We start from the raw sequence: 25,414 nt of genomic DNA, 5'->3' as shown, positions 1-25,414 counted from the left end.
CGTGGGGGGGGGGGGGGGGGGGGGGGGGCGCCCCCCCCCCCCCCCCGGCCGGGGGGGGGGGGGGGGGGGGGGGGGGGGGGGGGGGGGCGCCCCCCCCCCCCCCCCGCCGCCTATGTGCAGATAGCCCAGACGGTCGTACTGCCGCCCGGCGACGGCGCCTTCGAGGCGCAGAACGACCTTGTTCCAGCGGTCCCCGCAGCCCTTGGGTGGCAGATAGGTGCTTTTGTAGGGCGTGTAGTCGCGGAACTCGGTCTCGGCGACGGTCACTTTGCACGAGGTGGTGCCGGGGGTGGCCACCGGTGGTCCGGCGGTGATGGGGTCGTGCCAGTCGGTCCCGAATTCGGCGGGCGCCGCGGCCAGGGCGGGGCTGACGCCCAGCAACAGGCCTACGGTCGCGGCGCACAGCGCCAGCAACAGTCGTCTCATGGGGCAGGAGTGAAGCGTCTCACCGGATGGCACACCAGTACCCCTCTGGCCTGATCCACTGCCCTCGACAGAAAACCAGTTGTAACCGGTGCGCCACGAGCGCGAGCCTGGCACGGCCCCCACCCACCCCCATGCCGAACCGGGATGCCATGCACATCAGTGATCTTCCGTATGCCGATCCGGGCCGGCCGGATGTCCGCTCGGGCCCGCGCTTCCTGATCTGGCTGGGACGCAACCAGTTGAGCGGTCAGGTGAAGGCGATGCTCTGGGGCGTCCTCCATATGGCGTCCGTGGCCACGTTCCCACTGGCCGTGGGCATGGCCGTGCAGGCCGTCGTCGACCGGTCGGGGGCACGATTGGCGGTCGCGGGCGCACTGGTGCTGGTGCTCGGCGCGCTCACGGCGCTCGGTGACACGATGCTGCACCGTGTGGCTGTCACCAACTGGATCACCGCCGCGGCACGCGTACAGCAGCTTCTCGCCCGTAAGACCGCGGAGTTGGGAGCGGCGCTGACGCGGCGGGTGGCGGCGGGTGAGGTCATCGCCGTGTCGACGGGCGATGTCGAAAAGATCGGCTGGTTTGTGGAGGCGCTGTCGCGTTTCGCGTCCGCGTTGTTCACAACAGTCGTCCTGTGCGTGGCTCTGGTGATCTACCAGCCCGCCCTGGGAGCGCTGATCGCCGTCGGTGTTCCGGTGCTGGCCCTGGCGGTGCTGCCGTTGCTGCCGCCCGCGACGAAGCGGGCCGACGAGCAGCGCGAGAAGGCCGGTCGGGCCACCGAACTGGCGTCGGACACCGTGGCGGGGCTGCGGGTGCTGCGCGGCATCGGCGGCGAGGAGCTGTTCCTGTCCCGCTACCGCCGCGCCTCGCAGGAGGTACGCAAGGCGGCCGTGCACAGCGCCCGCATGTGGGCGCTGATCGCTGCTGTGCAGGTGGTACTGCCGGGGCTGCTGCTGATCGCGGTGGTCTGGTACGGGGTGGCGCTGGCGCAGGACGGCCGGATCGGCGTGGGCGAGCTGGTCACGGTCTACGGCGTGGTCACCTTCCTGCTGTTCCCACTGCGGCAGTTCGAGGAGATCGCCATGGCGTATTCGTTCTCCCGGCCGTCCGCGCAGCGTGCCGCCCGGGTGCTGGGGCTGGAGCGCACCACGTCCTCGGCGGAGGAGGAACGGCACACGGAGAGCCTGACGGGTGATCTGTACGACCCCGCGAGCGGCCTCCTGGCTCCGGCGGGGCAGCTGACAGCGGTGGTGTGCGGTGATCCCGACGCCGCCGGGCGGCTCGCCGACCGGCTCGGCGGACATGCCCCGGAGGGCACGGAGGGCACGCCGTCGTCTCTGCTGGGCGGGGTGGCGCTGGACGAGGTGACGCTGGACGCGGCCCGTGCCGCGGTGCTCGTCCAGGACAAGGACCCGGTGCTGCTGTCGGGCACCCTCGCCGAGCTGCTCGACGTTCCGGCGTCGGGGGCCGTGACGGCGGAGGCGGCCTTGGCGGCGGCGCAGTGCGGCGATGTGCTGACCGCACTGGCACAGGGTTCGACGGACGACAGCGGTGACCCGATGCGTACACGGATCACCGAGCGCGGCCGCTCGCTGTCCGGCGGGCAGCGGCAGCGGCTGGCGCTGGCGCGCTCGCTGGTGACCGATCCCGAGGTGCTGGTGCTGGACGAGCCGACGTCGGCCGTCGACTCGCACACCGAGGCCAGGATCGCGGACGGTGTGCGGGCGCTGCGCAAGGGACGTACGACGGTGGTGTTCTCCTCCAGCCCTCTGCTCCTGGACCGGGCGGACCGGGTGGTGCTCGTGCGCGACGGCAAGGTGGCGGCGGTGGGTACGCACGGCGAGCTGGTGCGCTCCCATTCCGGCTACCGCGCGGTGGTCACCCGTCGGACGGATGAGGAGACGGGCGGGGAACTGGACAGCGAGCTCACCGAGCTCGACAAGAGCGAGCAGATCGAGGAGTCGGCATGATCGGCGTGGCGCCACCGGCGTACGACCCGGCCGCACCGGAGTCGGCGACGACCTTGCCGGTCGGCAGGCCCGCCACGGTGCGGGGCTATGTGAAGGAACTGCTGGGCCGGCACCGGGCGGCCTTCGCCCTGCTGGTGACGGTGAACGCGATCGCCGTGATCGCTTCGATGGTCGGCCCGTATCTCCTGGGCGGGCTGGTCGACGATCTGTCGTCGGGTGTGGAAGAGATCCACCTGGGGCGCGCGGTGGCCCTCTTCGCGGTCGCGCTGGCCGTGCAGACCGTCTTCGTGCGCATGGTGCGGCTGCGCGGGGCGATGCTGGGCGAGGAGATGCTGGCGGATCTGCGCGAGGACTTCCTGGTGCGGTCCGTGGCGCTGCCGCCGAGCGTGCTGGAGCGGGCGGGCACCGGTGATCTGCTGTCCCGGATCACCACGGACATCGACCGGCTGGCGAACGCCATGCGTGAGGCCGTGCCGCAGCTGGCGGTCGGTTTCGTGTGGGTGGGGCTGCTGTTGGGGGCGATGACGGTCACGGCGCCGCCGCTGGCGCTGTGCGTGCTCGTCGGCCTGCCGCTGCTGATCTGCGGCTGCCGCTGGTACTTCCGCCGCGCACCGGGCGCGTACCGCTCGGAGGCGGCGGGATACGCGGCGGTCGCCGCGTCGCTGGCCGAGACCGTGGACGCGGGGCGGACGATCGAGGCGCACCGGCTGGGGCACCGCCGGGTCGAGCTGTCCGACCAGCGGGTCGCCGAGTGGACGGCTTGGGAGCGGTACACGCTCTGGCTGCGCTCGGTCCTCTTTCCCGTGATCAATGTGACGCATGTGCTGCTGCTGGGGTCGGTGCTGATCATCGGTGGGGTGTTTGTCCTGCGGGGATGGATCTCGGTGGGGCAGCTGACCACGGGCGCGCTGTTCGCGCAGATGCTCACCGAGCCGATCGGGCTCATCCTGCGCTGGTACGACGAGCTCCAGACGGCCCAGGTGTCGCTGGCCCGGCTGGTGGGAGTGCGTGAGATCGAGCCCGCCGACGCCGACGAAGGAGCGCGTCCGGCGGGCCGGGAGGTGCGGGCGGACGAGGTGCGCTTCGGCTACGTCCCCGGCAGCGACGTGCTCCACGGTGTCTCCCTCGACGTCCCGCCGGGGACGCGGGTGGCATTGGTCGGCCCGTCCGGAGCGGGCAAGTCGACGCTGGGCCGGCTGCTGGCCGGGATCTACGCGCCGCGTGCGGGCGCGGTGACGCTGGGCGGCGCTGAGCTGTCCCGGATGCCCACGGAGCGGGTACGCCGCCATGTCGCGCTGGTCAATCAGGAGCACCACGTCTTCGTGGGCTCGCTGCGCGACAACCTGCTGCTGGCGCGGACGACTGCCGGGGACGACGATCTGTGGTCGGCGCTCGCCGCGGTGGACGCCGACGGCTGGGCGCGGGCCCTGGAGAAGGGCCTGGAGACGGAGGTGGGCTCGGGCGGGCTCGCGCTCACCCCGGCGCAGGCCCAGCAGGTCGCCCTCGCGCGGCTGGTCCTCGCTGACCCGCACACACTGGTCCTGGACGAGGCGACCTCGCTGCTGGATCCGCGGGCCGCCCGGCATCTGGAGCGTTCGCTGGCCACGGTGCTGGAGGGGCGTACGGTCGTGGCGATCGCGCACCGGCTGCACACCGCGCACGACGCGGATGTGATCGTGGTCGCGGAGGACGGCCGGATCAGCGAGCTGGGCAGTCACGACGAACTGGTCGCGGCGGACGGCGCGTACGCGGCGCTGTGGCGCTCCTGGCACCAGTAGCCGGTGGGAGCGGGCGGCCGGGGCCGGGGACGTCAGATGAGGTCCAGGGCCCCGAGCCCGCTGACGCCGCCGAGCACCATGAAGGCCGGCATGAGGACCTTCAGCTCCACCCAGCTTCCGGCCCGGAAGCGCATGCCCTTGGGCGGGCCGAGGGGGTACCAGCGCTTGCGGCCTATGGGCAGGGGCCACAGGATCGGGCAGCCGGAGACGGTGAGGGCGTCCCCGATGTCGTGCACCAGGGCCCCGAGGACGATGGGCAGGCCCAGCCACATGTATTCCTGGCCCGGGCCGGTGAACAGCCAGTGGGAGCCGTTGCCCGGCTCGTCCAGGACACCGGCGAGGATCCAGGCGCTGGTGGCTCCGAGCAGCCAGACCAGGACGTCGCTGGAGGTCCGGGCCATCCGCCACAGGAGCCCCTCGACAGCGAGCACCATGTGGACGAAGAGGATGCCGAGCACGGCCCAGCGGTCGCCGGTCATGGCCAGGGCCGAGGTGCCGGCTCCGATGAGCACGGCCCACAGCGCGGTGTGGGTCAGGGTGCGGTGCCCGCCGTTGCGACGGGGGTCGGCCTTGGCGCGGGTGGCCTTGTAGACCGCGTGGGACAGCGCGTCGATGACTCCGCACAGGATGCGCGATATCGGACCGAAGGCCCGCGATATCGTCGCGGACTTGTGATCGAGGTCGGGGGCGAGCGCCGCACCGGCACAGATCAGCGCGCCGACGACGAGCACCGGCCAGGGCATCGGGTGCCCGAATCCCGCAGCGGCGGCCCCGACGCCCAGCCAGGCTGCCGCGCCGGAGAGCGAGTGCGCCGGTCCCATCATGCTCGTTCCACCCCTTCGCTGGTCGGCGCCCCGCCTTTCTGACGCCGTATCGGCGACTCAGCGTAATGCCCGGATGATCATCGTTCGACCGGCCGGTTCCCAGTTCCGCCCCCGGGCCAGGCAGTATGGGGGTGTGACCCTTATCGATCAGATGCCGAGCCATGCCGACCCCGATGCCCTTTTCGAAGCTTTCTCGACCTGGGCCGAGGAGCGGGGCATCACGCTGTACCCCGCTCAGGAGGAGGCGCTGATCGAGGTGGTCTCCGGCGCGAACGTGATCCTTTCGACGCCGACCGGGTCGGGCAAGAGCCTCGTCGCGGCCGGAGCGCACTTCACCGCGCTCGCCAACGATCAGGTGACCTTCTACACCGCCCCGATCAAGGCGCTGGTCTCGGAGAAGTTCTTCGACCTGTGCAAGATCTTCGGCACCGAGAACGTCGGCATGCTCACGGGCGACGCCTCGGTCAACGCCGACGCCCCGATCATCTGCTGCACCGCCGAGGTCCTCGCCTCGATCGCGCTGCGGGACGGCAAGGACGCCGACATCGGCCAGGTCGTCATGGACGAGTTCCACTTCTACGCGGAGCCGGACCGCGGCTGGGCGTGGCAGATCCCGCTGCTGGAGCTGCCGCAGGCGCAGTTCATCCTGATGTCCGCCACGCTGGGCGACGTCTCCCGCTTCGAGGAGGACCTGACCCGGCGCACCGGGCGGCCCACCGCCGTGGTGCGGTCCGCGACCCGGCCCGTTCCGCTGTCGTACGAGTACCGTGCGACGCCGCTCACCGAGACCCTCACCGAGCTTCTCCACACGCACCAGGCGCCGGTGTACATCGTGCACTTCACGCAGGCGGCCGCCGTCGAGCGGGCGCAGGCGCTGATGAGCATCAACATGTGCTCGCGCGAGGAGAAGGACGAGATCGCCAAGCTGATCGGCAATTTCCGCTTCACCACCAAGTTCGGGCGGAACCTCTCGCGCTTCGTGCGCCATGGCATCGGGGTCCACCACGCCGGCATGCTGCCGAAGTACCGGCGACTGGTGGAGCGACTGGCGCAGGCCGGTCTGCTGAAGGTCATCTGCGGTACGGACACCCTCGGAGTCGGCGTGAACGTGCCGATCCGCACGGTGCTGTTCACGGCCCTGACCAAGTACGACGGCCAGCGGGTGCGGACGCTGCGGGCCCGGGAGTTCCACCAGATCGCCGGGCGGGCCGGGCGGGCCGGCTTCGACACCGCGGGCTTCGTCGTGGCCCAGGCCCCCGATCACGTCGTCGAGAACGAGAAGGCACTGGCCAAGGCGGGCGACGACCCGAAGAAGCGCCGCAAGGTGGTCCGCAAGAAGGCCCCCGAGGGCTTCGTCAACTGGACCGAGAACACCTTCGACAAGCTCATCGCCTCCGAGCCCGAGCAGCTCACCTCCCGCTTCCGGGTCACACACGCGATGCTGCTGGCGGTCATCGCCCGGCCCGGCAACGCCTTCGACGCGATGCGCCGGATGCTGGAGGACAACCACGAGCCGCGCAAGAGCCAGCTGCGGCACATCCGCCGGGCCATCGCCATCTACCGCTCGCTGCTGGACGGCGGCGTGGTCGAGCGGCTCGACAAGCCGGATGCCGAGGGACGGATCGTCCGCCTGACGGTGGACCTGCAGTCGGACTTCGCGCTCAACCAGCCCCTGTCGACCTTCGCGCTCGCCTCCTTCGAACTCCTGGATCCCGAGTCCCCCTCCTACGCCCTGGACATGGTCTCGGTGGTCGAGTCGACGCTGGACGACCCGCGCCAGATCCTGGCCGCGCAGCAGAACAAGGCGCGCGGCGAAGCGGTCGCGGCGATGAAGGCGGAGGGTGTCGAGTACGAGGAGCGCATGGAGCGGCTGATGGACATCAGCTACCCCAAGCCCCTGGAAGAGCTGCTGTCCCACGCCTACGACGTCTACCGCAAGAGCCACCCGTGGGTCGGCGACCACCCGCTCTCGCCGAAGTCGGTCATCCGCGACATGTACGAGCGGGCCATGACCTTCACGGAGTTCACCTCGCACTACGACCTGGCCCGGACCGAGGGCATCGTGCTCCGCTACCTGGCCAGTGCGTACAAGGCGCTGGACCACACCGTGCCGGACGACCTGAAGTCCGAGGACTTCGAGGATCTGATCGCCTGGCTGGGCGAGATGGTGCGCCAGGTCGACTCCAGCCTGCTGGACGAGTGGGAGCAGCTGGCGAACCCGGAGGAGGAGTCGGCAGAGGAGGCCCAGGAGCGCGCCGACCAGGTCAAGCCGGTCACCGCCAATGCCCGGGCGTTCCGGGTGCTGGTGCGCAACGCGATGTTCCGCCGTGTCGAGCTGGCCGCCCTGGACAACGTCGCCGAGCTCGGCGAGATGGACGCCGAGGCCGGCTGGGACGAGGACCGCTGGGGCGAGGCCATGGACGCCTACTGGGACGAGTACGAGGACCTGGGCACCGGCCCCGACGCACGCGGCCCGAAGCTGCTGCGCATCGAGGAGCGGCCGGAGGACGGTCTGTGGCGGGTGCGGCAGACCTTCGCCGACCCCAACGGTGATCATGACTGGGGCATCTCTGCCGAGGTGGATCTCGCGGCATCCGACGAAGAGGGCCGCGCGGTGGTGCGGGTCATGGACGTCGGCCAGCTGTAGCCTCGGGCGTCCTGCCCCGGCCGGGCGCCCCTTTTCTTCCGCACAGCCTCGCCCACAGCCCACGCCGCGCCGGCGTCGCGGGGTCGGCCGGCGGCACGGGCTCGGCGGGTGGCGTCGGCCGTTCCTCCGGGTCCGGCGCCCCGGCGGGGTCGGGCCCGGTATCCGCACGACTATGGCAGCCGGGGGCGGGACGATGGGAGCGGGCCTCCGCCAGGGCGGCGATGAGACAGTGCCGGTGCCAGTCGATCTCGTCCGGGTCCTCCGCCATCACCAGCTCGTCGATCACTTCGCGTGCGGCGGTCGCCTCCGGCCGCGCCTGGACGAGGACCGGGCACAAGGCATGGAGGTAGGCGCGCTCGCCCGGGTCCGGCACCGCGTGGGCCAGCTCACCGGGGTCGAGTACGGCCGCGGGCACCGCCGCCCGCTCCCACGGGTCCCCGGCCGCGGCCGTCAGCTGGTCGAGCCGGCGGGCGCGCCAGCTGCGGGCGCGTCGGTCGGGGTGTTTCTCCAGCGCGGCGCGCAGCAGGGCCGGGGTGCGGCCGGTCAGCATCTCGGGGTTGCGGTCGGCGAATTCCACGAGATCCGTCGCCAGGTAGTGCCAGACGACCACGCGGTATCGGTTGACGTAGAAGCGGACGGGCGCGAAGCAGCCGCCCCGGGCGAGGCGGGTGAACCGGGCGGGGCTGATGCCCATCAGCTCGGCTCCTTCGGCCGTGCCGACCACCCAGAGCCGCGTGCGCAGCTCCTTGGGGAAGCCTTCGGCGGACTTGTGCCGTTCGATCTCCTCCCGGGCGATGCGTCGACGCCCGCCGGGGCCGGACGAAACGGTCCGTACCTCCCCCAGCTGCACGGCCAGTTCGAACTCGCGTGGTTTGAGTTCCAGCTCCCGTGCGGCCCGCGCGAACGGAATACTTTGCTCCGCAACTCCGCGCACCTGAGCCTGTCGTACCGTCATGACACCCTCCCCGCCACCACCGTCGATTACTTACAGTGACGACGATAGCGGTGCGCAACGGTGCGACGTCCAGCCCTGTGGATAACTTCGGCCCGGCTGCCGCAGGCCCGGCTCCGCAGGCCCGTTCCACGAACGCCGCAGCCAGGGCGCTCAGCCGACCTGCCCGCCGGATCCGCCTCCGGCCAGACCCTCCTGCCCCACGCTCGCCTGATCGACGCGATTGACCAGCAACGTCATCTCGTAGGCGACCTGGCCGATGTCGGCCTCGGCGCCGCCGAGGACGCACAGGCAGTTCTCCTCGCCCGCGGCCGTGACGAAGAGCACGCCCTCCTCGAATTCGACCATCGTCTGCCGCACCCGTCCGGATCCGAACTGCCGGCCGGTCCCCCGGGCCAGGCTGTGCAGCCCGGAAGCGACCGCCGCCAGGTGTTCGGCATCCTCCCTTTCCAGGCTCGCGCTCGCTCCCGTCACCAGCCCGTCGTTGGACAACACCAGCGCGTGTCGTATCTCCTCCACGCGCTCGGTCAAGTCGTTCAGCATCGAGTCGAGTTCTTTACCGTTTGCCATGTTCCGCCTCCCCGTTCCGCAATTCCCCGTAACTGCCGTGCAAGCCTTGCTCACCTCCGTGCTCCCGGCAACCCGCCCGGCCCGTCCGCACGCGTCTGTTCGCCAGTTGGCACAGGACAGGGACACGGCACGGAAAATGACCGTGACGCATTCGATCGACGTGACAGTTCACCAACCGCCCACTTTCCATTAGCGGCGGTTCAACTCCACCGATGCAGGGCACACTTGAACGACCGCAGGAAATGCCGCTCCCGGGGGCAGGTGATCCGCGTGTTCGACAAACTTCGCAGGCGTATCGAAGAGGTGCGGCAGCCTCCGGCCCCGCGGCCACCCGTGGGCACCGGCCCCGGCCGCCCACGCCAGCACAATCTCTTCGAGGCGGCGGCGGTCTATGTGGCCGCGTGCGCCGAGAACGACGTCGAAAAGAGCGCGGAAGCGGCACGGTGGGTCTCGCCCGAGGCGCTCAGCTTCGGGGTGAACGAGCTGGCGTGCCGGGCCGTCATAGCGCTCGCGCGCGAGCGCGACGAGTCGCCGCAGACCGTGGCCCGTACCCTGCTCGGCCTGCCCCCCACCTGAACGCGCTCCGGTCGGCGGACGTTTCCGAAGCCGTCACCCTGAAGTCGTGTACATGTCACACCTGCGGCTCTACGCTTCCCTCGCGCCCTGCGCACCGCACCCCCACCGACTTCGCCCTGTACGGAGGACCTCGTGCCCGCCGCAGCCAGCCGCCCCCACAGTCCGCGCCGCCTCCGCCGCCGTCATTCCGTCGCCCTGGCCTCCGCGTTCGGGCTCGCCGCCGCCTCCCTCGGCCTCTGGGCCTCGGACTCCGCCGCCGCGCCCGCCGTGCCCACCCCCGACCACGTCGTAGTCGTCGTCTTCGAGAACCACGCCTACAACCAGGTCATGGGCATCTCCCGCGCCCCGTACATCAACTCGCTCGCGGCGGGCGGCGCGAATCTCACCGCCTCGTACGCCGAGACCCACCCCAGTCAGCCGAACTACTACGCGCTGTTCTCCGGCGACACCCAGGACGTCACCGACGACAGCTGCGTCGACCCCGGATTCAGCAACGAACCCAACCTCGCCTCCGAACTCATCGCCGCGGGCAGAACCTGGGCGAGCTACAACGAGGGGCTGCCGTCCGAGGGCTCCACCACCTGCAAGAGCGGCAAATACGCCCAGAAGCACAACCCCTGGTTCGGCTTCGACAACGTCCCCACCAACACCGCGCACACCTTCAGCGCCTTCCCCCGCGACTACTCCACCCTCCCCACGGTCTCGTTCGTCGTGCCCGACCTGTGCAACGACATGCACGACTGCTCCGTGGGCACCGGGGACACCTGGCTCAAGAACAACCTCAAGGGCTACGCCGACTGGGCCAAGAGCCACAACAGCCTGCTCCTGATCACCTTCGACGAGGACAACAGGCTGAGCGGCAACCGCATACCGACGGTCCTCTACGGAGCCCAGGTGAAGGCGGGCGCCAGTTCCGGCACGACGTACAACCACTACGACGTGCTGCGCACGCTCGAGACCATGTACGGCCTCCCGCACGCCGGACACGCCGCGAACGCCAAGGACATCACCGGCATCTGGAACACCTGACCGTGTACCTCGCTGACAGCCGCACCGCCCCGGGCGGTGCGGCCGACGGCATCCGTGCCACCGGCCGCGCCCGGCGCGCAGCGGTCCCCGGCGCCGTGCTCGCCCTCGGGACCGTCAGCCTCATCACCGACATCTCCTCGGAGATGGTCAGCGCCGTCCTGCCGCTGTACCTGGTCGCCGGGCTGGGCCTGTCCCCGCTCGGCTTCGGCCTTCTGGACGGCGTCTACAACGGCATCAGCGCGCTCGTACGGCTCATCGGCGGCCGGCTCTCCGACCGCCGGGGCGGTAGCCACAAGGCCGTGGCCACCGTCGGCTACGGCCTGTCCGCACTGTGCAAGCCCTTGCTGCTCGTCGTCCACAGCGTGCCGCTGATAGGCGCCGTGCTGGCAGCCGACCGCACCGGCAAGGGCCTGCGCACCGCACCGCGCGACGCCATGATCTCGCTGGCCTGTGAGCCCACCGTGCGGGGGCGGGCCTTCGGAGTGCACCGCGCCATGGACACCGCGGGGGCGCTGCTCGGCCCGATGCTCGCCTTCGTGATCCTGCGGGCCGCGGCAGAGGGGTACGACGCCGTCTTCGCCGCCAGCGGATGCGTGGCCGCACTGGGCGTCCTGATCCTGGTGCTGTTTGTGCCGGGTCAGGGAGGCAAACCCACGTGCCCCCGGCGCACGGAGGCGCGCACACCCGTCCGCGAGGTGCTGCGACGTCCCGGCATCCGCCGGCTGACCGGTTGTGCGGTGCTCCTGGGCCTGACCACCGTGAGCGACTCCTTCCTCTACCTCACCCTGCAGCGCCGCCTGGAACTGTCCGAGTCCTGGTTCCCGCTGCTTCCGCTGGGAACCGCCACCGCGTTCCTGCTGCTGGCCGTGCCGCTCGGCATGGTGGCCGACCGCTTCGGCCGCCGCCGGCTGTTCCTCTGCGGCCACCTCGCGCTGCTCGGCGCGTACGGGCTGCTCGTCGCCCCGCTCGGCGACTCCCCCGCCCTCGCCGCACTCGTCCTCGCACTGCACGGAACCTTCTACGCCGCCACCGACGGCGTCCTCGCCGCCGCCACCGCCGACAGCGTGCCCGCTCCGGTGCGGGGCAGCGGGCTGGCGGTCGTCCAGACCGGCCAGGCCGCCGCCCGCTTCGTCTGCTCGATCGGCTTCGGCGCCGCCTGGACCGCTTGGGGCGACCGTACGGCCCTGGGCGCGGCCGCCGCCGGTCTGCTGGTCTCCGCCGCCGTCAGCGCACGGCTGCTGCGCCCTTCCCCCGCCGACGCCACACCGGAGCCCGCCCGTTGAAACGCACTCACCGCCTCCTCGTCCTCCTCGCCGCCATCCTGCTCCTGACGGGTGTCGCCGTGGGCGCCACCCTGCACGCCGCCGGGCGGGCGGCGGAGAAGGACCGCACCCAGGTGGACGGCCCGCCCGTGCGGTCGGGAAAGGTCACCCTGGACGCCCCGGGCCGCAGCGTCTTCCGCAACATGGCCTGGGGCCCGCACCGCGACGAGATCGCCTCGGTCCCCGACGCCGACCCCACCGGCCCGCGCACCGCCTCAGGGGTGCGCTGCCTGCGCTTCCACGCGGCCGGCGGTACCGGGATCTGTCTGCGGGCCGTCCACGGCACGCTCCGCGACGGCTACCGCGCCCTCGTGATCGACGCACGCCTGAGGGAGCTGCGCCGCTACGACCTGGCGGGCGTTCCCAGCCGCGCCCGGGTCAGCCCCGACGGGCGCACCGTCGCCTGGACGGTCTTCGTCAGCGGCGACTCCTACGCGGGCACCGCGTTCTCCACCCGTACCTCGGTCCTCGACACCCGCACCTGGACCCTGGACCGCAATCTGGAGACGTACCGCGTCTTCGTGGAGGACCGCCCGTACCGGGCCGCCGACATCAACGTCTGGGGTGTCACGTTCGCGGACGACAACCGCTTCTACGCCACCGTCGCAACGGGCGGAAAGACCTATCTGGTGCGCGGGGACCGCACGGACCGGACGCTGCGCACCCTGCACTCCAACGTCGAATGCCCGTCCCTCTCCCCCGACGGCACCCGTATCGCCTACAAGAAGCGCGTCCAGGGCGCCTCCTCCGACGCGCCCTGGCGGTTGTACGTACTGGATCTGCGCACGCTGCGTGAGAGTGCCACGGCCGAACGGCGCAATATCGACGATCAAGTGGTCTGGCGGGACGGGCACACTCTCGTCTACTCCCTGCCCGGCGACTACGGCTCCGACCTGTGGACCGTCCCGGCCGACGGCTCCGGCGCGCCCCGTCTGGCGATGGCGGCGGCGCTCGCCCCCGCCTACGTCGGGCGCTCCTAGCGGTCCAGCTGCTTGCGGGAGACCCGGCGCAGCCGCTTGCGCTGCGAGGAGTCGAGCAGCAGATAGGCACCGACCGGCACCCCGACCATCACCAGCAGCGCCGCCCAGAAGGGCAGCAGCCACAGCAGGATCACTCCCACCGCCACACCGCCCACGGCGACCTTGGCCCTATTGGTCATTTCCGTGCCTCCTTCGCGGCGGCCGGTGCGACACCTGCCGCTGTGCCTGTCACAACGCCCGGCCGATGTCGCCGGTTCCTTGTCCGTCCCGCAGCGGGGCACCGACCTCGTGCATGTGGCGCAACGCCTGCGCATAGGAATCGATGAGTCCGGTTTCAGCGTACGTCAGCCCGGCCGCCGCGCAGTGGGAGCGGACGAGGGGCCGGGCGAGCCGGAGGTGGGGGCGCGGCATGTTCGGGAAGAGGTGGTGTTCGATCTGGTAGTTCAGCCCGCCCATGAACCAGTCGGTGAGCAGCCCGCCGCGTACGTTCCTGGAGGTGAGGACCTGCCGCCGCAGATGCCCCCAGCGCTCGCCGTCCGGATCGGGCATTTCCATGCCCTTGTGGTTGGGGGCGAAGACCGCGCCGAGGTGGAGCCCGAAGAGGGCGTGGTGGAGCAGGGCGAAGGCGGCCGCCTTGCCGGGTGACATCGAGGACAGCAGCAGGGTGGCGTAGCCGGCCACATGCACGGTCAGCAGCACCGCCTCGACCCGGCGTTCGCCCACCTCTTGCCGTTTGAGGTCACGCACGCTCGAAACCTTCAGATTGATGCCTTCGAGCAGCAGCATGGGGAAGAAGAGCCGGGCCTGATGGCGGGTGAGCCACCGGGTGAAGCCCTCCCGCCGGGCGGCCTGCCGCTGGGTCCACACCAGGGCGCCCACTCCCACGTCGGGGTCCTTGTCGACGTGGTTGGGGTTGGCGTGGTGGCGGTTGTGCTTGTCGTTCCACCATGCGTAGCTCATGCCCAGCAGCAGGTCCGCGTGGATCAGTCCGAGGATCCGGTTGGCCCGGCGGGTGGCGGCTATCTGCGCATGTCCGCTGTCGTGCCCGATGAAGGCGGTCCGGGCGCAGAACACCGCCGCGGGGACGGCCAGCAGCAGCGTCCACCAGGAGTCGCCGGTGAGCACGACGGCGGTGGCCGTGGCGGTGAGCGCGAGCAGGTTGCCGGCGATGGTGAGCGCGTACCGGCCCCGGCGGCGGTCGAGGAGACCTGCCGACCGGACCTGGCGCAGGAGCGGGGCGAAGTCGCTGCCCGCGGCGGGTTCTGCGAGGACGGCACTGGCCTGTGGCATGGGGCTCTCTCCGGTGATTTCAGGGGAGGGGATCCGACCTCACGAAACGTACGGATCGCGGGCATGGTGGGGCCATGGCGTCACCACCCGGACCCGCGGGGGGCCACCCCCCTGAGCGGACAGGGGGTTTGGGTACACCCCACCGGCAGAAGTGACGCGCCTCTCTGATCGAACCGCTCCGTCGGGCACTGCCGACCTGTACCCTCGGCGATTCCGACTCAGCACTAGTCAAATTTGAGGAATGCGCAGCGCTGTGACCCCACCCCCTGCCGCAACACCCTCCACTGTCTCCCGGCTCGTCGGGTGCCGGACGGCCTTCCTGCCGGGAGACCCCGCCCGCACCGGACGCGTCGCCTTCTGGCTGCCGACCGGCGAACCTCCTGTGACGACAGGCGACGTCGAAGAGCTGACCGTCGTCGTCCCGGACGGCACGGACGTCACCACCACGACCGTTCGGGCCACTGTCCTGCCCGTCCGCGAGGCCCTGCCCGTACTCACCCGCGCCCGCGCCGCCCGGGCCGACGAGGCGGCCGCCTTCTGGGGCGCCGTCGCCGTGCTCGCCCTGCAACTGGCCGCCCGCGGGAAGCTGTTGCCGGGCCTGACCGACACCGACCACGACTCCTGGCGGGTCGGGCCCCTCACCGCCGACGACCAGCAGCGGGTGCGTGAGCTGGCCGCCGCCATGCCGCCGTCCGCCCATGCCGTACCGCTCCCCGGCAGCGACCCTCTGATGCTGCCCGGACCGGACCGGCTCGTGCGGGCCTTCCTGGACGCCGTGGCCGACGGCCTGCCCCGCTCCCCCGCCGCCGCACTCGCCACCGGCGGCCCCGCCTTCGCCGCCCCCGAGCCGCAGCGACTGCCCGCACAGCGCGCCTGGGCCACGGAGGTCGCGGCCGGGCACGACACCGGCGTACGGCTGTCCTTGCGCGTCGAGATCCTCGGGCCGGCCGGGGCCGAGGACGGCTCCGGCGACGACGCGCACCCGCGCTTCCGGGCCGTGCTCCAGGTGCACAGCCTCACCGATCCGGCACTCGTCGCGGACGCCGCCGACGTGTGGTCAGGCAACTCCCCGGCAGGAGCCGCCCTCGGAATGACCGCCCGGATGAACGCCCTGCTCGCGCTCCGGCGCGCCGCTCACGCCTGGCCGACGCTCTCACCGCTGCTCTCCTCCGCGGCCCCCGACGCCGTCGAACTCGCCGACGAGGAAGTGGGCGAACTGCTCGGCGCGGCATCGGTGGCGTTGGACGCCGCCGGGGTGGAGGTGCACTGGCCGAAGGAGCTGGTCCGCAAGCTCACCGCCCGGGCCGTCGTGGGTCCGCCCGACGACGAGGACGGGCCCGCCTTCGACCGCCGGTCGGGCATGCCGCCCCTGCTCTCCGCCGACGCGCTGCTGGCCTTCGGCTGGCGCTTCGCCATCGGTGACCAGGAACTGACCAAGGAGGAGCTGGACCGGCTCGCCGAGGCGAGCCGCCCTGCCGTGCGTCTGCGCGACCAGTGGGTGCTGGTGGACCCGGAAGCGGTGCGCCGCGCCCGGGAACGGCAGGACCGCAAGGTCACTCCCCTCGAGGCGCTCGGCGCGGCTCTGACCGGCCGCGCCCACGCACACGATGACGACGGCGACGACAGCGACGGCACCGTCGACGTGCAGGCCACCGGCTGGCTGGCGGCGCTCCGCGACCGCATCGCCGATCCCGAGAGCACCCGTGAGCCCCTCTCCCAGCCCGCGGCGCTCACCGCCACCCTGCGCGACTACCAACTGCGCGGCCTCGGCTGGCTGGACCGGATGACCTCGCTCGGCCTCGGGGGCTGCCTGGCCGACGACATGGGTCTCGGCAAGACCATCACCGTCATCGCCCTGCATCTGCACCGCCAGACACTGCCCGGTGCCGCCGGCCCGACCCTGGTCGTCTGCCCCACGTCCTTGATGGGCAACTGGCAGCGCGAGATCGAACGTTTCGCCCCCGGCACCCCCGTGCGGCGCTTCCACGGCTCCTCACGCGACCTGGACGCCCTTGCCGAGGAAGAGTTCGTCCTCACCACCTACGGCACGATGCGGCTGGACGCGCCCCGGCTGGCGCAGGCGGGCTGGGGCATGGTCGTCGCCGACGAGGCGCAGCACGTCAAGAACCCGTACTCCGCCACTGCCAAGGCGTTGCGCACCATCGGCTCGAAGGCGCGCGTGGCGCTGTCGGGCACTCCGGTCGAGAACAACCTGTCCGAGCTGTGGGCGATCCTGGACTGGACGACGCCCGGCCTCCTGGGATCGCTCGTCAGCTTCCGCCGGCGTTACGCGCAGGCCGTCGAAGGCGGCGCCGACCCGGCCGCCGCCGAGCGGCTCGCCGCCCTCGTCCGCCCCTTCCTGCTGCGCCGCCGCAAGTCCGACCCCGGTATCGCCCCCGAGCTGCCGCCCAAGACCGAGACGGACCACAGTGTCACCCTCACCAAGGAGCAGGCGGCGCTGTACGAGGCCGTGGTGCGGGAGGTGCTCGCCGAAGTGGCGGAGGCAGACGGCTTCGAACGGCGTGGGCTGATCGTCAAGCTGCTCACTGGACTGAAGCAGATCTGCAACCACCCGGCACAGTTCCTCAAAGAACACAGCCTCAAGGAGCCCGGCCTCAAGGACGGCGGTCCGCGGATCTCCGGGCGTTCCGGAAAGGTCGAGCTTCTCGACGAGCTGCTGGACACCATCCTGGCCGAAGGGGCGAGCGTGCTCGTCTTCACGCAGTACGTCCAGATGGCGCGCCTGTTGGAGCAACATCTGGCCGCGCGCGGCGTGGCGACCCTCTTCCTGCACGGAGGGACGCCCGTGGCGCGGCGTGAGGAGATGGTCCGGCACTTCCAGGAGGGGAAGGTCCCCGTCTTCCTGCTGTCGCTGAAGGCCGCCGGTACAGGCCTGAACCTCACCCGCGCCGGGCATGTCGTGCACTTCGACCGTTGGTGGAATCCGGCTGTCGAAACGCAGGCGACCGACCGCGCCTACCGCATCGGCCAGACCCAACCGGTGCAGGTGCACCGTCTCGTCGCCGAGGGCACGATCGAGGACCGCATCGCGGAGATGCTCACCCGCAAGCAGGCGCTGGCGGACGCGGTACTGAGCTCCGGCGAGGCCGCGCTGACCGAGCTGACCGACGCCGAGCTGGCGGAACTCGTGGAACTGAGGGGGACGACCGCACGATGACCGAGCGCACCTTCGATGCCCTGCCGCCCGTGCAGGGCCAGGCCTTCGCACACAGCTGGTGGGGCCGGGCCTGGCTCAAGGCGCTGGAGGACACGGCCCTGGACGGACAACAGGTCAAGGCCGGCCGCAGGCACGCCCGCGCGGGAGCGGTCGGCGCGGTGGCCGTCCGGCCCGGCCGGATCACCGCGCTCGTACGCGACCGGGACGGTACGCCCTACCGCTCCGACGTAGTGATCCAGCAGCTCTCCGAGACCGACTGGGACCGGTTCCTGGACCTGGTGGCCGACCGCGCGGGCCACATCGCCGCCCTGCTGGACCGGGACATGCCACCGCATCTCGTCGAGGACGCCGCCGCGGCGGGCGTGGACCTGCTGCCCGGCATCGGCGACCTGGAGCCGGAGTGCGGCTGCGAGGCATGGGACCACTGCCCGCACACGGCGGCCCTGTGCCATCAGGTGGCGCGGCTGCTCGACCAGGACCCGTTCGTCCTGCTGCTGATGCGCGGCCGGGGAGAGCGGCAACTGCTGGACGAGCTCCAGGAGCGCAGCACCGCCCGGACCACCGTGCACACGCCGGAGCCTCCTGCCGGCAGGCCGGCACGCGAGGCGTTCGCGGCACACACAGTCGTACCGCCGCTGCCCGGGCCACCGCCGCCGGTGGAGGTTCCGGGGCGTCCGCCCGTACTGGCCGGTGACACTACGGCCGCGCCCGGAGTCGACGTCGAGGCATTGGAGTTCCTGATAGCCGACGCCGCCGTCCGGGCCCGCCGGTTGCTGGCCGAGGCGTTGACCCCCGGCCACGAGATGACGCCTGTGGCGGAGGAACTCACGCTCCGTCAGGACGCGGTGCGGCTGGCCTCCGCGACCCCGCCGGAGGGCGTGACGGCCCGGCTCGCGACCGGCTGTGGCTACGCACCGGCGGAACTGGCACGGGCCGTACGGGCCTGGGGGTACGGGGGACCGGCCGCACTGGCCGTCCTGGAGGAGGACTGGACGCCGGAGCCGGATGCTCTCGCGCGCGCCCGCGCCGCCCTGGCCGACGCGTGGGAGGACGACGAGAGCGCTCCCCGGCTGCGGGTGACACGCAATCGGTGGACGGTGGTCGGCGCCGACGCCCAGCTGCGCTACGGCCGGGACGGGGGTTGGTGGCCGTACCGCAAGGAAGGCGGCCGCTGGCAGCCCGCCGGCAGCCGCGACCGGGACCCGGCGGCAGCCCTCGCGACCCTGCTCGCGGAGGGCTGACGGCCGGGCGGGCGGTGCTCGTCTAGAGCCCGAGGATGTCGGTGGGGAGCGCGCTCGGCAGGCCGGGCATGTTGGTGGGCAGTTGCGACGGGAAGCCCGAGGGCAGGCCGCTGGGCAGCCACGAGGGAAGTTCGCTCGGGAGCCGCAAGGACGGCGAGGCGAAGCCCGGGCCGCCGGGCGAGCGTTCCTTGTCCGGCCCGCTGTCGCTCCTGTCCCCCATCACCAGCACCGCCCCCAGCGCGAGCGCCGCGACCGCCACCAGCGCGCTCACGGCCAGCGCGACGCGGCGTCTGCCGCCGCGCGGCGGCTGCGACCCGGGCCGCCAGGGCGGCTCGCCCGGCCCGAAGCCGCCGGGCGGCGGAGCCGGCGGACCCGTGGGCGGTCCGTACGGGGGCCCGGGCGGTGGTCCTGGTGGGGTGGCCATACGGCCAGCGTCCCCGAGGACGTACGAGCGCGCCCGCGCGGTGACCGTACCGCTACACATTCCCCTCCGGAATGCGACATTCCGGCCTCGCGGCGCCTGCGTGGCGCTACCGGGATAAAGATCAGCTAACAGTACGATTCCCCGGATGAGTGCCGAAATCACCCAGCTACGCGTTACCGAGGCGAAGGCCCGCCCGGCACGCCTCCTGCTGGTGTTCCGGCACGGCAATAAGACGGCGTTCGACGACTCCCTGCCCGAGGCGCACGCCGGACGACCCTGGGTGGGTGGAGACGGACGAGGAGGCCGCACCGGATGTCGCAGAGCTGGTGCGCGCCACACCGGACACCACCTTCATGCTCGGCAAACTGGTGTACGCGGTGGCGCTGCTGCCGGCCGTTCCCCGGCCGGAGGTGCGACGGGTGCTCAGCGAGCTGCGCGCAGGAAGGCCTCCAGGCCCGCGAGATCGTCGGTGTTGAGGTAGTCGACCCCCGCCGCGAGCAGTTCCCTCCACAGCGCCTCACGGGCCGGCCCGGGCTGGTCGAGCGTCGCCCAGAACCGCACCTTGCGGCGTTCGGAGTGGGCGGCGCCGACGATCCGTCGGAGCGCGGCCCGTTCCTGTTCGGGCATCGGGCCCGTGCCCTGCCAGGTGAAGTGCTGGCTCCAGTTGTCGCTGACGAGCGGCGCGAAGGAGGCGGGCGCACCGCCGAGGTCGGTGAGGCGGCCGTCGTAGAAGGCGTGCCGGACCCGCTCCGCCTCCATGGGGATCCGCGCGCCGCGGTCACCGGAGACGACCGCCGTGACGGCGGAGCGGCGGACCCGTCCGCCGGAGCTGACGGTGAGCATCGAGTGATAGGGGCGCAAGTGCCTCGAGAGCGCCCGGTAGGTGGCCTCGCCCGGGGTCTTGATGTCTATGAGCAGTTGCAGCGTCAGGTCGTATCCACGGTGGACGCGCCCGTGGTTGGCTCTGACTCGGCGCAGCAGCGGGTCGAGGTAGAGGGCCTCCAGGGTCCGCCGGGGGTCGAGCTCGGAGGCGTCGTGCGCGACGAGGAGCCGGTCGCCGACGAGCCAGATGTCGGCTTCGACGCTGTTGAATCCGTGGTCGAGCGCGTCGGCGAGCGGGCGGGGGTGTGCGTAGTCGTTGTGCGCGTGGGCCTGGGGCAGCGGTCGCTTGCCGCGTTCCACGCCGTGCGGGGCGGGCGCGTCGGCGACGGCGGGCGTCGCGAAGGACGCGGCGAGAGCGGCTCCGAGGGTGACGACGGCGGCTCGGCGCGTACAGGACATGGGTGTGCCTCCCGGCGGCTCGACGGGCGAATAAGTGGGGACAGCAGGTGAGCTGACGTTTGCGAGTATCGGGGCCCACCGGGCCGTTTGACAGGGACGAGTGGAGAGTTGCCCAGGCCGATGTCGAGGCTTTCCCTGTCGTTCTTTCGGGGCATGGTTAAGTCCCTTGCGTCATGGCAGAGTTGACGGGACCTCTGGGGTGACTGTGGGTAGACGTGTACGCCGCGTACGCGCGGTTCTGACGGTGCTGGTGGCATGGCTCTCGCTCGTGGGCGGCGGCACGGCGTGGGCCGGCGTGGAGGAGATCTCCGCGCTGCGGCTGGAGGCACCCACCGCGATCGGTCCCGGGGTGACGTACCGGGGCTTCTCCTTGAACGGGTCCCACGGACCGGCGTACGGGCATCTGCTCACCGTCGACCTGAGCAATCAGCGGGTCTCGGTGGACCTGCTGTACCCGGGCGTCGTCGGCGGGCGCGAGCGGGTGTCCCGGCTCGCCGACCAGCGGAGCGCGGTGGGCGCGGTGAACGGTGACTTCTTCAACATCGTCGAGGCGCAGCACCCGGGTGTGGAAGCCACGGGCGCGCCGGTCGGCCCGGCCGTCGCGGGCGGCCGCTCGCTGAAGGCGGCGGTGCCGGACGGGCAGCGGTTCGGGCCGGCGATGCCGCCGGGCGTCAGCACGCAGGACGTCTTCGGGGTGGGGACGAACCGGGTGGGGCGGATGGACCGGCTCGCGCTGGAGGGGTCGGTGCGCACGGATGAGGAAGAGTGGTCGCTGAGCGGCTTCAATCAATACGCCCTGCCGGTGGACGGCATCGGGGCGTTCACCCCGACGTGGGGCAGGACCTCACGGCTGCGGGCGACGTGCGGTACGGACACCGACCGCGGCGCGCCGTGCAGCGACGACACCTTTGAGGTGACCGTGCGGCGCGGCCGGGTCGCCTCGGTGGCGGACAAGCCCGGCCGGGGCGCGATCGCCGACGGTTCGGTGGTGCTGGTGGGACGCGAGGAGGGGGCGCGTGAGCTGCGCAAGCTGGAGGTCGGCGATCGCGTGACGGTCGAGCAGCGGCTGCGGCCCGGCGGTTCCGGGGCGTTCCGGTTCGCCATCGGCGGATTCCCGATCCTGCGCGGCGGCCGGCCCCTCGTCGGGCTGGACCTGGCGACGGCGGCCGTACGGACGGCGGCAGGCCTGGCCGACCGGGGACGGCGGCTGTACCTCCTGGCCCTGGACGGGGGCAGGGACTACCGCTCCGGGCTGACCATCGCCGAACTGGCCCGCACCATGCGCAAGGTGGGGGCCGTCGACGCCTTCAACCTGGACGGCGGCGGATCCTCCACCCTCGTCACCCGTGGCCGGGGCAGCGCCCGCGCGACGGTGCGCAACCATCCGTCAGGCGGTGCGGAACGGCCGGTGGCCAACGGCATCGGCGTTTTTATCCGACGTTGACATCACCTTTCAATCCCATCCTTTTGAGTGATCGCGCCCGCCGAATTCCACTGCTAACTTCGAATGGGGTCGAGCGGGAATTCGTTGGCGACCTCGTAACGGGCGGTTCCGCATTGGATGGGTGGGCATTCGATTATGACGACGTCAGTGGAGTCCGGTGCCGGCACGGATAATTCACCGGGCCGGCTGAGTCTGGGCACGGAGGCCGCCCGGAATCTGGCGACCACGACAAAGTCCGTGCCGCAGATGCAGGGGATCACCTCACGGTGGCTCCTGCGGCTGCTGCCGTGGGTCCAGGTCTCTGGTGGTACGTACCGGGTGAACCGGCGACTGACACACACGCTCGGCGACGGCCGGGTGGAGTTCTTCAACACCGGCGCCGAAGTGCGGGTCATCCCGGCGGAGCTGGGCGAGCTGCCGCTGCTGCGCGGCTTCTCCGACCCGGAGGTGCTCGAGGCCCTCGCGGGACGGTTCACCCAGCGGGAGTTCGGCCCGGGTGATGTGCTGGTGGAAGCCGGGCAGCCGGCCGATCAGGTCGTCCTCATCGCCCACGGCAAGGCCGAGAAGGTGCACGAGGGCGAGTACGGCGAGCCGGCCGTGCTCGGCGTGGTGGCGGACGGCGGGTACTTCGGCGACCGGGCGCTGGCCGCACCGGAGGCCGGCAACTGGGACTTCACCGTCCGGGCGGTCACGGCCTGCACGGTGCTGACGCTGCCGCGCCAGGAGTTCCAGCAGGTAGTGGAAAGCTCACAGGGGCTGCGCTCCCACGTCGAGGCCTACCGGACCCGGTCAGGCCTCCCCCAGAACGAACACGGCGAGTCGGCCATCAATGTCGCCTCCGGCCATGTCGGGGAACCCTCACTGCCCGGCGTCTTCGCCGACTATGAGCCCTCGCCGCGCGAGTTCGGACTGAGCGTCGCCCAGACGGTGCTGCGGGTGCACAGCCGGGTCGCCGACCTCTACAACGAACCCATGAACCAGGTCGAGCAACAGCTGCGGCTCACCATCGAGGCCCTGCGCGAACGCCAGGAGCACGAGATGATCAACAACCGCGAGTTCGGCCTCCTCCACAACGCCGACCTGCGTCAGCGCATCCACACCCGCAGCGGCCCGCCCACCCCCGACGACCTCGACGAGCTGCTGGCTACGGTCTGGAAGGACCCCGGCCTCTTCCTGGCGCACCCACGCACCATCGCGGCGATCGCCCGCGAGTTCAACCGCCGGGGCGTCTACCCGGACAGCGTCGAGGTCGGCGGCCACTCCGTGCCCGCCTGGCGCGGCGTGCCCATCTTCCCGTGCAACAAGATCCCGGTCAGTGAGACCGGGGTCAGCTCCGTGCTGCTGATGCGCACCGGAGAGGAGTCCCAAGGTGTCATCGGTCTGCACAGGACGGGAATCGCCGATGAATACCAGCCAAGCCTTTCCGTGCGTTTCATGGGTATCAGCGAACAGGCGATCATCTCCTATCTGGTGAGCGCCTACTATTCGGCCGCCGTTCTTGTGCCCGACGCTCTCGGAATTCTTGAGAACGTCGAAATCGGGCACTGACGAAGAGCCTCTGCAAAGACGTCCTGTCCGCCCGTAGGCCGCCCGGCCCCGCTCAGCCGCCACCGGTACCGACGACCCGGTGGATGCGGGGCCGGCGGGCTACAGGCCCCGCCTTGTACGCGCATGCTTCTCACAGATGGGTGATCACCACTAATGACCACGTCAGCCGAGCCGGAGCGCTCCGAGCAGCCGACGCAGGCACAGCTGAGCCTGGCCACCGACGCGGCACGCCAGCTCGCGACGACCACCAAGTCCGTACCCCAGATGCGCGGGATCTCCTCGCGCTGGCTGCTGCGCATCCTGCCCTGGGTGCAGGTGTCCGCAGGCACCTACCGGGTCAACCGGCGTCTGACCTACACCGTCGGGGACGGCCGTGTGGAGTTCGTCTCGACCGGCACGGAGGTCCGGGTCATCCCGCCCGAGCTGGGTGAACTCCCGCTGCTGCGGGGCTTCGAGGACGGCGAGGCCCTGGAGGCGCTGGCGGACGCCTTCGTCCAGCGGGAGTACGCTCCCGGTGACGCGATCGTGGAGGCCGGCCGGCCCGCCGACCACATCTACCTGATCGCCCACGGCAAGCTCGCCAAGACGGGCACCGGCAAATACGGGGACGAGACCGCGCTCGGCACCCTGGCGGACGGCGACTACCTCGGCGAACGGGTGCCGCTGGAGCCCGACGCCACATGGAACTTCACCGTCCGCGCTGTGACGCGCTGCACGATCCTGGCCCTGCCCCTGCAGGCCTTCCAGGAACTGACGGACCGCTCCGAATCACTGCGCGCCCATGTGACGGGCTTCGCGTCCCGCCCCACGCGGCCGGCGAACAACCGCGGCGAGGCCGACATCGCGGTGACCTCCGGACACGTCGGCGAGCCCGCGCTTCCCGGCACCTTCGTCGACTACGAGCTCAAGCCGCGCGAGTACGAGCTGAGCGTCGCCCAGACGGTGCTGCGCGTGCACACCAGGGTCGCCGACCTCTACAACGAGCCGATGAACCAGGTCGAGCAACAGCTGCGGCTCACCGTCGAGGCCCTGCGCGAGCGCCAGGAGCACGAGATGGTGAACAACCGCGAGTTCGGCCTGCTCCACAACGCCGACCTCGGCCAGCGCATTCACACCCGCAGCGGCCCGCCCACCCCCGACGACCTCGACGAGCTGCTCTCCCGGCGCCGCAAGACCCAGTTCCTGCTGGCCCATCCGCGCACCATCGCCGCGTTCGGACGCGAGTGCAACAGCCGGGGCCTGTACCCGAAGAACATCGACGTCATGGGCACCAGTGTGCGCTCCTGGCGAGGCGTGCCCCTGCTGCCGTGTAACAAGATCCCCATCAGCGACACGGGGACGAGTTCGATCATGGCGATGCGGACCGGCGAGGACAACCAGGGCGTCATCGGGCTCCACCAGACCGGCATCCCCGACGAGTACCAGCCCAGCCTCAACGTGCGCTTCATGGGCATCAACGAGCAGGCGGTCTCGTCCTATCTGGTGAGCGCCTACTACTCGGCGGCGGTGCTGGTACCGGACGCGCTCGGCATCCTGGAGGACGTCGAGATCGGCCGCTGACCGGCCGGTGACGGACGAGGGGGCGGCCCGGTCAGGGCCGTACCCCGCTGACGAAATGGGCGGTGGCGTAGAGCCCGTGGGAGATGGTCGGCGCGACGCTCGTGCTCGCGAGCAGGAAGCCGAGCATGACGCAGACCACCGCGTGTGACGTGCGCAGCCCTCCGCTGCGCATGAACACCACCGCCAGGATCAGCAGCAACAGGACCACCGAAATCGAAACAGCCATGGTGTACCTCCTCGGCGGAGCGGCGGATGTTCGTCAGTGTCGCCCATCGCACCCTCCCAACCGGTGCGACAGACATACTCCATCTGGGTGGAAAATCAGCGATTCATACGCGAAAAAACATGACAAGCCATGAAAAACCGTGAGACACCGC

General features: G+C 71.3%; 20 protein-coding genes and 1 pseudogene. 12 read left to right on the top strand and 9 right to left on the bottom strand.

What is annotated here, in order from left to right; translation table 11 throughout:
- Nucleotides 1-105 precede the first annotated feature (105 nt).
- Nucleotides 106-357: pseudogene (locus tag ACIGXW_RS02255) on the bottom strand (peptide-N4-asparagine amidase); the annotation flags it as partial.
- 218 nt (nucleotides 358-575) lie between these two features.
- Here ACIGXW_RS02255 and ACIGXW_RS02250 point away from each other — a divergent pair.
- Both ACIGXW_RS02250 and ACIGXW_RS02245 read left to right on the top strand, forming a co-directional pair.
- The gene (locus ACIGXW_RS02250; protein ID WP_399568939.1) at nucleotides 576-2,393 is read left to right on the top strand and encodes an ABC transporter transmembrane domain-containing protein; all 1,818 of its coding nucleotides are present in this window, start codon (nucleotides 576-578) and stop codon (nucleotides 2,391-2,393) included.
- Entirely contained in the window at nucleotides 2,390-4,171 is a 1,782-nt protein-coding gene (locus tag ACIGXW_RS02245; RefSeq protein WP_071962882.1) for an ABC transporter ATP-binding protein, read from the top strand. Before ACIGXW_RS02250 ends, ACIGXW_RS02245 begins: the two co-directional genes overlap by 4 nt.
- Before the next feature lie 32 nt (nucleotides 4,172-4,203).
- Here ACIGXW_RS02245 and ACIGXW_RS02240 read toward each other — a convergent pair whose 3' ends face one another.
- On the bottom strand, nucleotides 4,204-4,995 hold the full coding sequence (locus ACIGXW_RS02240; RefSeq protein ID WP_399568937.1) for a metal-dependent hydrolase: 792 nt from the start codon (nucleotides 4,993-4,995) through the stop codon (nucleotides 4,204-4,206).
- 133 nt (nucleotides 4,996-5,128) lie between these two features.
- Between ACIGXW_RS02240 and ACIGXW_RS02235 the strand changes: the two genes are divergently transcribed.
- On the top strand, nucleotides 5,129-7,642 hold the full coding sequence (locus ACIGXW_RS02235) for a DEAD/DEAH box helicase (protein WP_399568935.1): 2,514 nt from the start codon (nucleotides 5,129-5,131) through the stop codon (nucleotides 7,640-7,642).
- On the opposite strand, the gene ACIGXW_RS02230 is transcribed toward ACIGXW_RS02235, so the two are convergent.
- Together ACIGXW_RS02230 and ACIGXW_RS02225 are read right to left on the bottom strand one after the other, a co-directional pair.
- The gene (locus ACIGXW_RS02230; RefSeq protein WP_399568932.1) at nucleotides 7,620-8,597 is read right to left on the bottom strand and encodes a DUF6397 family protein; all 978 of its coding nucleotides are present in this window, start codon (nucleotides 8,595-8,597) and stop codon (nucleotides 7,620-7,622) included. The two genes, ACIGXW_RS02235 and ACIGXW_RS02230, sit on opposite strands and share 23 nt — an antisense overlap.
- 150 nt (nucleotides 8,598-8,747) lie before the next feature.
- Complete coding sequence (locus tag ACIGXW_RS02225; RefSeq protein WP_071962886.1) at nucleotides 8,748-9,164, bottom strand: roadblock/LC7 domain-containing protein; 417 nt, start codon at nucleotides 9,162-9,164, stop codon at nucleotides 8,748-8,750.
- A gap of 294 nt (nucleotides 9,165-9,458) precedes the next feature.
- On the opposite strand from ACIGXW_RS02225, the gene ACIGXW_RS02220 reads away from it, so the two are divergent.
- The 4 genes from ACIGXW_RS02220 to ACIGXW_RS02205 all read left to right on the top strand — a co-directional run bounded on the left by ACIGXW_RS02220 (nucleotide 9,459) and on the right by ACIGXW_RS02205 (nucleotide 13,071).
- Nucleotides 9,459-9,740 carry a hypothetical protein gene (locus tag ACIGXW_RS02220; RefSeq protein WP_399570779.1) on the top strand — a complete coding sequence of 94 codons (282 nt, stop codon included), beginning with the start codon at nucleotides 9,459-9,461 and terminating at the stop codon, nucleotides 9,738-9,740.
- A gap of 195 nt (nucleotides 9,741-9,935) precedes the next feature.
- Nucleotides 9,936-10,769: an alkaline phosphatase family protein gene (locus ACIGXW_RS02215; RefSeq protein WP_071962904.1), complete on the top strand. Its 834-nt coding sequence runs from the start codon at nucleotides 9,936-9,938 to the stop codon at nucleotides 10,767-10,769.
- A gap of 2 nt (nucleotides 10,770-10,771) precedes the next feature.
- The gene (locus tag ACIGXW_RS02210; protein WP_399568929.1) at nucleotides 10,772-12,052 is read left to right on the top strand and encodes an MFS transporter; all 1,281 of its coding nucleotides are present in this window, start codon (nucleotides 10,772-10,774) and stop codon (nucleotides 12,050-12,052) included.
- Nucleotides 12,049-13,071, top strand: a complete 1,023-nt coding sequence (locus tag ACIGXW_RS02205) for a TolB-like translocation protein (RefSeq protein WP_399568926.1) — start codon at nucleotides 12,049-12,051, stop codon at nucleotides 13,069-13,071. The genes ACIGXW_RS02210 and ACIGXW_RS02205 overlap by 4 nt, the downstream gene beginning before the upstream one ends.
- Here ACIGXW_RS02205 and ACIGXW_RS02200 read toward each other — a convergent pair.
- Nucleotides 13,068-13,250, bottom strand: coding sequence for a hypothetical protein (locus ACIGXW_RS02200; RefSeq protein WP_360915609.1), 183 nt, complete (start codon nucleotides 13,248-13,250; stop codon nucleotides 13,068-13,070). The genes ACIGXW_RS02205 and ACIGXW_RS02200 overlap by 4 nt on opposite strands.
- A 49-nt stretch (nucleotides 13,251-13,299) precedes the next feature.
- Nucleotides 13,300-14,361, bottom strand: coding sequence for an acyl-CoA desaturase (locus tag ACIGXW_RS02195; RefSeq protein WP_399568923.1), 1,062 nt, complete (start codon nucleotides 14,359-14,361; stop codon nucleotides 13,300-13,302).
- A 241-nt stretch (nucleotides 14,362-14,602) separates the two neighbouring features.
- Here ACIGXW_RS02195 and ACIGXW_RS02190 point away from each other — a divergent pair, with 241 nt between their 5' ends.
- Both ACIGXW_RS02190 and ACIGXW_RS02185 read left to right on the top strand, forming a co-directional pair.
- On the top strand, nucleotides 14,603-17,539 hold the full coding sequence (locus ACIGXW_RS02190) for a DEAD/DEAH box helicase (RefSeq protein WP_399568921.1): 2,937 nt from the start codon (nucleotides 14,603-14,605) through the stop codon (nucleotides 17,537-17,539).
- Nucleotides 17,536-18,780 carry an SWF or SNF family helicase gene (locus ACIGXW_RS02185; RefSeq protein WP_399568919.1) on the top strand — a complete coding sequence of 415 codons (1,245 nt, stop codon included), beginning with the start codon at nucleotides 17,536-17,538 and terminating at the stop codon, nucleotides 18,778-18,780. The genes ACIGXW_RS02190 and ACIGXW_RS02185 overlap by 4 nt, the downstream gene beginning before the upstream one ends.
- Nucleotides 18,781-18,802: 22 nt before the next feature.
- Here the strand turns inward: ACIGXW_RS02185 and ACIGXW_RS02180 are convergent, their stop codons facing one another.
- Together ACIGXW_RS02180 and ACIGXW_RS02175 are read right to left on the bottom strand one after the other, a co-directional pair.
- Nucleotides 18,803-19,204: a hypothetical protein gene (locus ACIGXW_RS02180; protein WP_399568916.1), complete on the bottom strand. Its 402-nt coding sequence runs from the start codon at nucleotides 19,202-19,204 to the stop codon at nucleotides 18,803-18,805.
- Nucleotides 19,205-19,627: 423 nt separating this feature from the next.
- Nucleotides 19,628-20,485, bottom strand: coding sequence for a phosphatidylinositol-specific phospholipase C/glycerophosphodiester phosphodiesterase family protein (locus ACIGXW_RS02175; protein ID WP_071962889.1), 858 nt, complete (start codon nucleotides 20,483-20,485; stop codon nucleotides 19,628-19,630).
- Nucleotides 20,486-20,690: 205 nt separating this feature from the next.
- On the opposite strand from ACIGXW_RS02175, the gene ACIGXW_RS02170 reads away from it, so the two are divergent.
- The 3 genes from ACIGXW_RS02170 to ACIGXW_RS02160 all read left to right on the top strand — a co-directional run bounded on the left by ACIGXW_RS02170 (nucleotide 20,691) and on the right by ACIGXW_RS02160 (nucleotide 25,037).
- Nucleotides 20,691-21,929, top strand: a complete 1,239-nt coding sequence (locus tag ACIGXW_RS02170) for a phosphodiester glycosidase family protein (RefSeq protein ID WP_399568914.1) — start codon at nucleotides 20,691-20,693, stop codon at nucleotides 21,927-21,929.
- Nucleotides 21,930-22,064: 135 nt separating this feature from the next.
- Nucleotides 22,065-23,477: a family 2B encapsulin nanocompartment shell protein gene (locus ACIGXW_RS02165; RefSeq protein ID WP_399568912.1), complete on the top strand. Its 1,413-nt coding sequence runs from the start codon at nucleotides 22,065-22,067 to the stop codon at nucleotides 23,475-23,477.
- Between the two features lie 153 nt (nucleotides 23,478-23,630).
- Complete coding sequence (locus tag ACIGXW_RS02160; protein ID WP_399568909.1) at nucleotides 23,631-25,037, top strand: family 2B encapsulin nanocompartment shell protein; 1,407 nt, start codon at nucleotides 23,631-23,633, stop codon at nucleotides 25,035-25,037.
- Between the two features lie 31 nt (nucleotides 25,038-25,068).
- Here the strand turns inward: ACIGXW_RS02160 and ACIGXW_RS02155 are convergent, their stop codons facing one another.
- On the bottom strand, nucleotides 25,069-25,263 hold the full coding sequence (locus ACIGXW_RS02155; RefSeq protein WP_071962893.1) for a hypothetical protein: 195 nt from the start codon (nucleotides 25,261-25,263) through the stop codon (nucleotides 25,069-25,071).
- Nucleotides 25,264-25,414 lie beyond the last annotated feature (151 nt).

The sequence above is a fragment of the Streptomyces sp. NPDC053079 genome, from assembly GCF_044546695.1.
GTDB lineage: Bacteria > Actinomycetota > Actinomycetes > Streptomycetales > Streptomycetaceae > Streptomyces.
This window is presented reverse-complemented; position numbering and strand designations above follow the sequence as displayed.

Bases quoted from the DNA above. Each gene is read 5' to 3' on its own strand.
- ACIGXW_RS02195 (WP_399568923.1), bottom strand. From the start codon at position 14,361: ATGCCACAGGCCAGTGCCGTCCTCGCAGAACCCGCCGCGGGCAGCGAC.
- ACIGXW_RS02160 (WP_399568909.1), top strand. From the start codon at position 23,631: ATGACCACGTCAGCCGAGCCGGAGCGCTCCGAGCAGCCGACGCAGGCA.
- ACIGXW_RS02200 (WP_360915609.1), bottom strand. From the start codon at position 13,250: ATGACCAATAGGGCCAAGGTCGCCGTGGGCGGTGTGGCGGTGGGAGTG.
- ACIGXW_RS02185 (WP_399568919.1), top strand. From the start codon at position 17,536: ATGACCGAGCGCACCTTCGATGCCCTGCCGCCCGTGCAGGGCCAGGCC.
- ACIGXW_RS02250 (WP_399568939.1), top strand. From the start codon at position 576: ATGCACATCAGTGATCTTCCGTATGCCGATCCGGGCCGGCCGGATGTC.
- ACIGXW_RS02165 (WP_399568912.1), top strand. From the start codon at position 22,065: ATGACGACGTCAGTGGAGTCCGGTGCCGGCACGGATAATTCACCGGGC.
- ACIGXW_RS02190 (WP_399568921.1), top strand. From the start codon at position 14,603: ATGCGCAGCGCTGTGACCCCACCCCCTGCCGCAACACCCTCCACTGTC.
- ACIGXW_RS02225 (WP_071962886.1), bottom strand. From the start codon at position 9,164: ATGGCAAACGGTAAAGAACTCGACTCGATGCTGAACGACTTGACCGAG.
- ACIGXW_RS02245 (WP_071962882.1), top strand. From the start codon at position 2,390: ATGATCGGCGTGGCGCCACCGGCGTACGACCCGGCCGCACCGGAGTCG.
- ACIGXW_RS02240 (WP_399568937.1), bottom strand. From the start codon at position 4,995: ATGATGGGACCGGCGCACTCGCTCTCCGGCGCGGCAGCCTGGCTGGGC.
- ACIGXW_RS02155 (WP_071962893.1), bottom strand. From the start codon at position 25,263: ATGGCTGTTTCGATTTCGGTGGTCCTGTTGCTGCTGATCCTGGCGGTG.
- ACIGXW_RS02230 (WP_399568932.1), bottom strand. From the start codon at position 8,597: ATGACGGTACGACAGGCTCAGGTGCGCGGAGTTGCGGAGCAAAGTATT.
- ACIGXW_RS02175 (WP_071962889.1), bottom strand. From the start codon at position 20,485: ATGTCCTGTACGCGCCGAGCCGCCGTCGTCACCCTCGGAGCCGCTCTC.
- ACIGXW_RS02180 (WP_399568916.1), bottom strand. From the start codon at position 19,204: ATGGCCACCCCACCAGGACCACCGCCCGGGCCCCCGTACGGACCGCCC.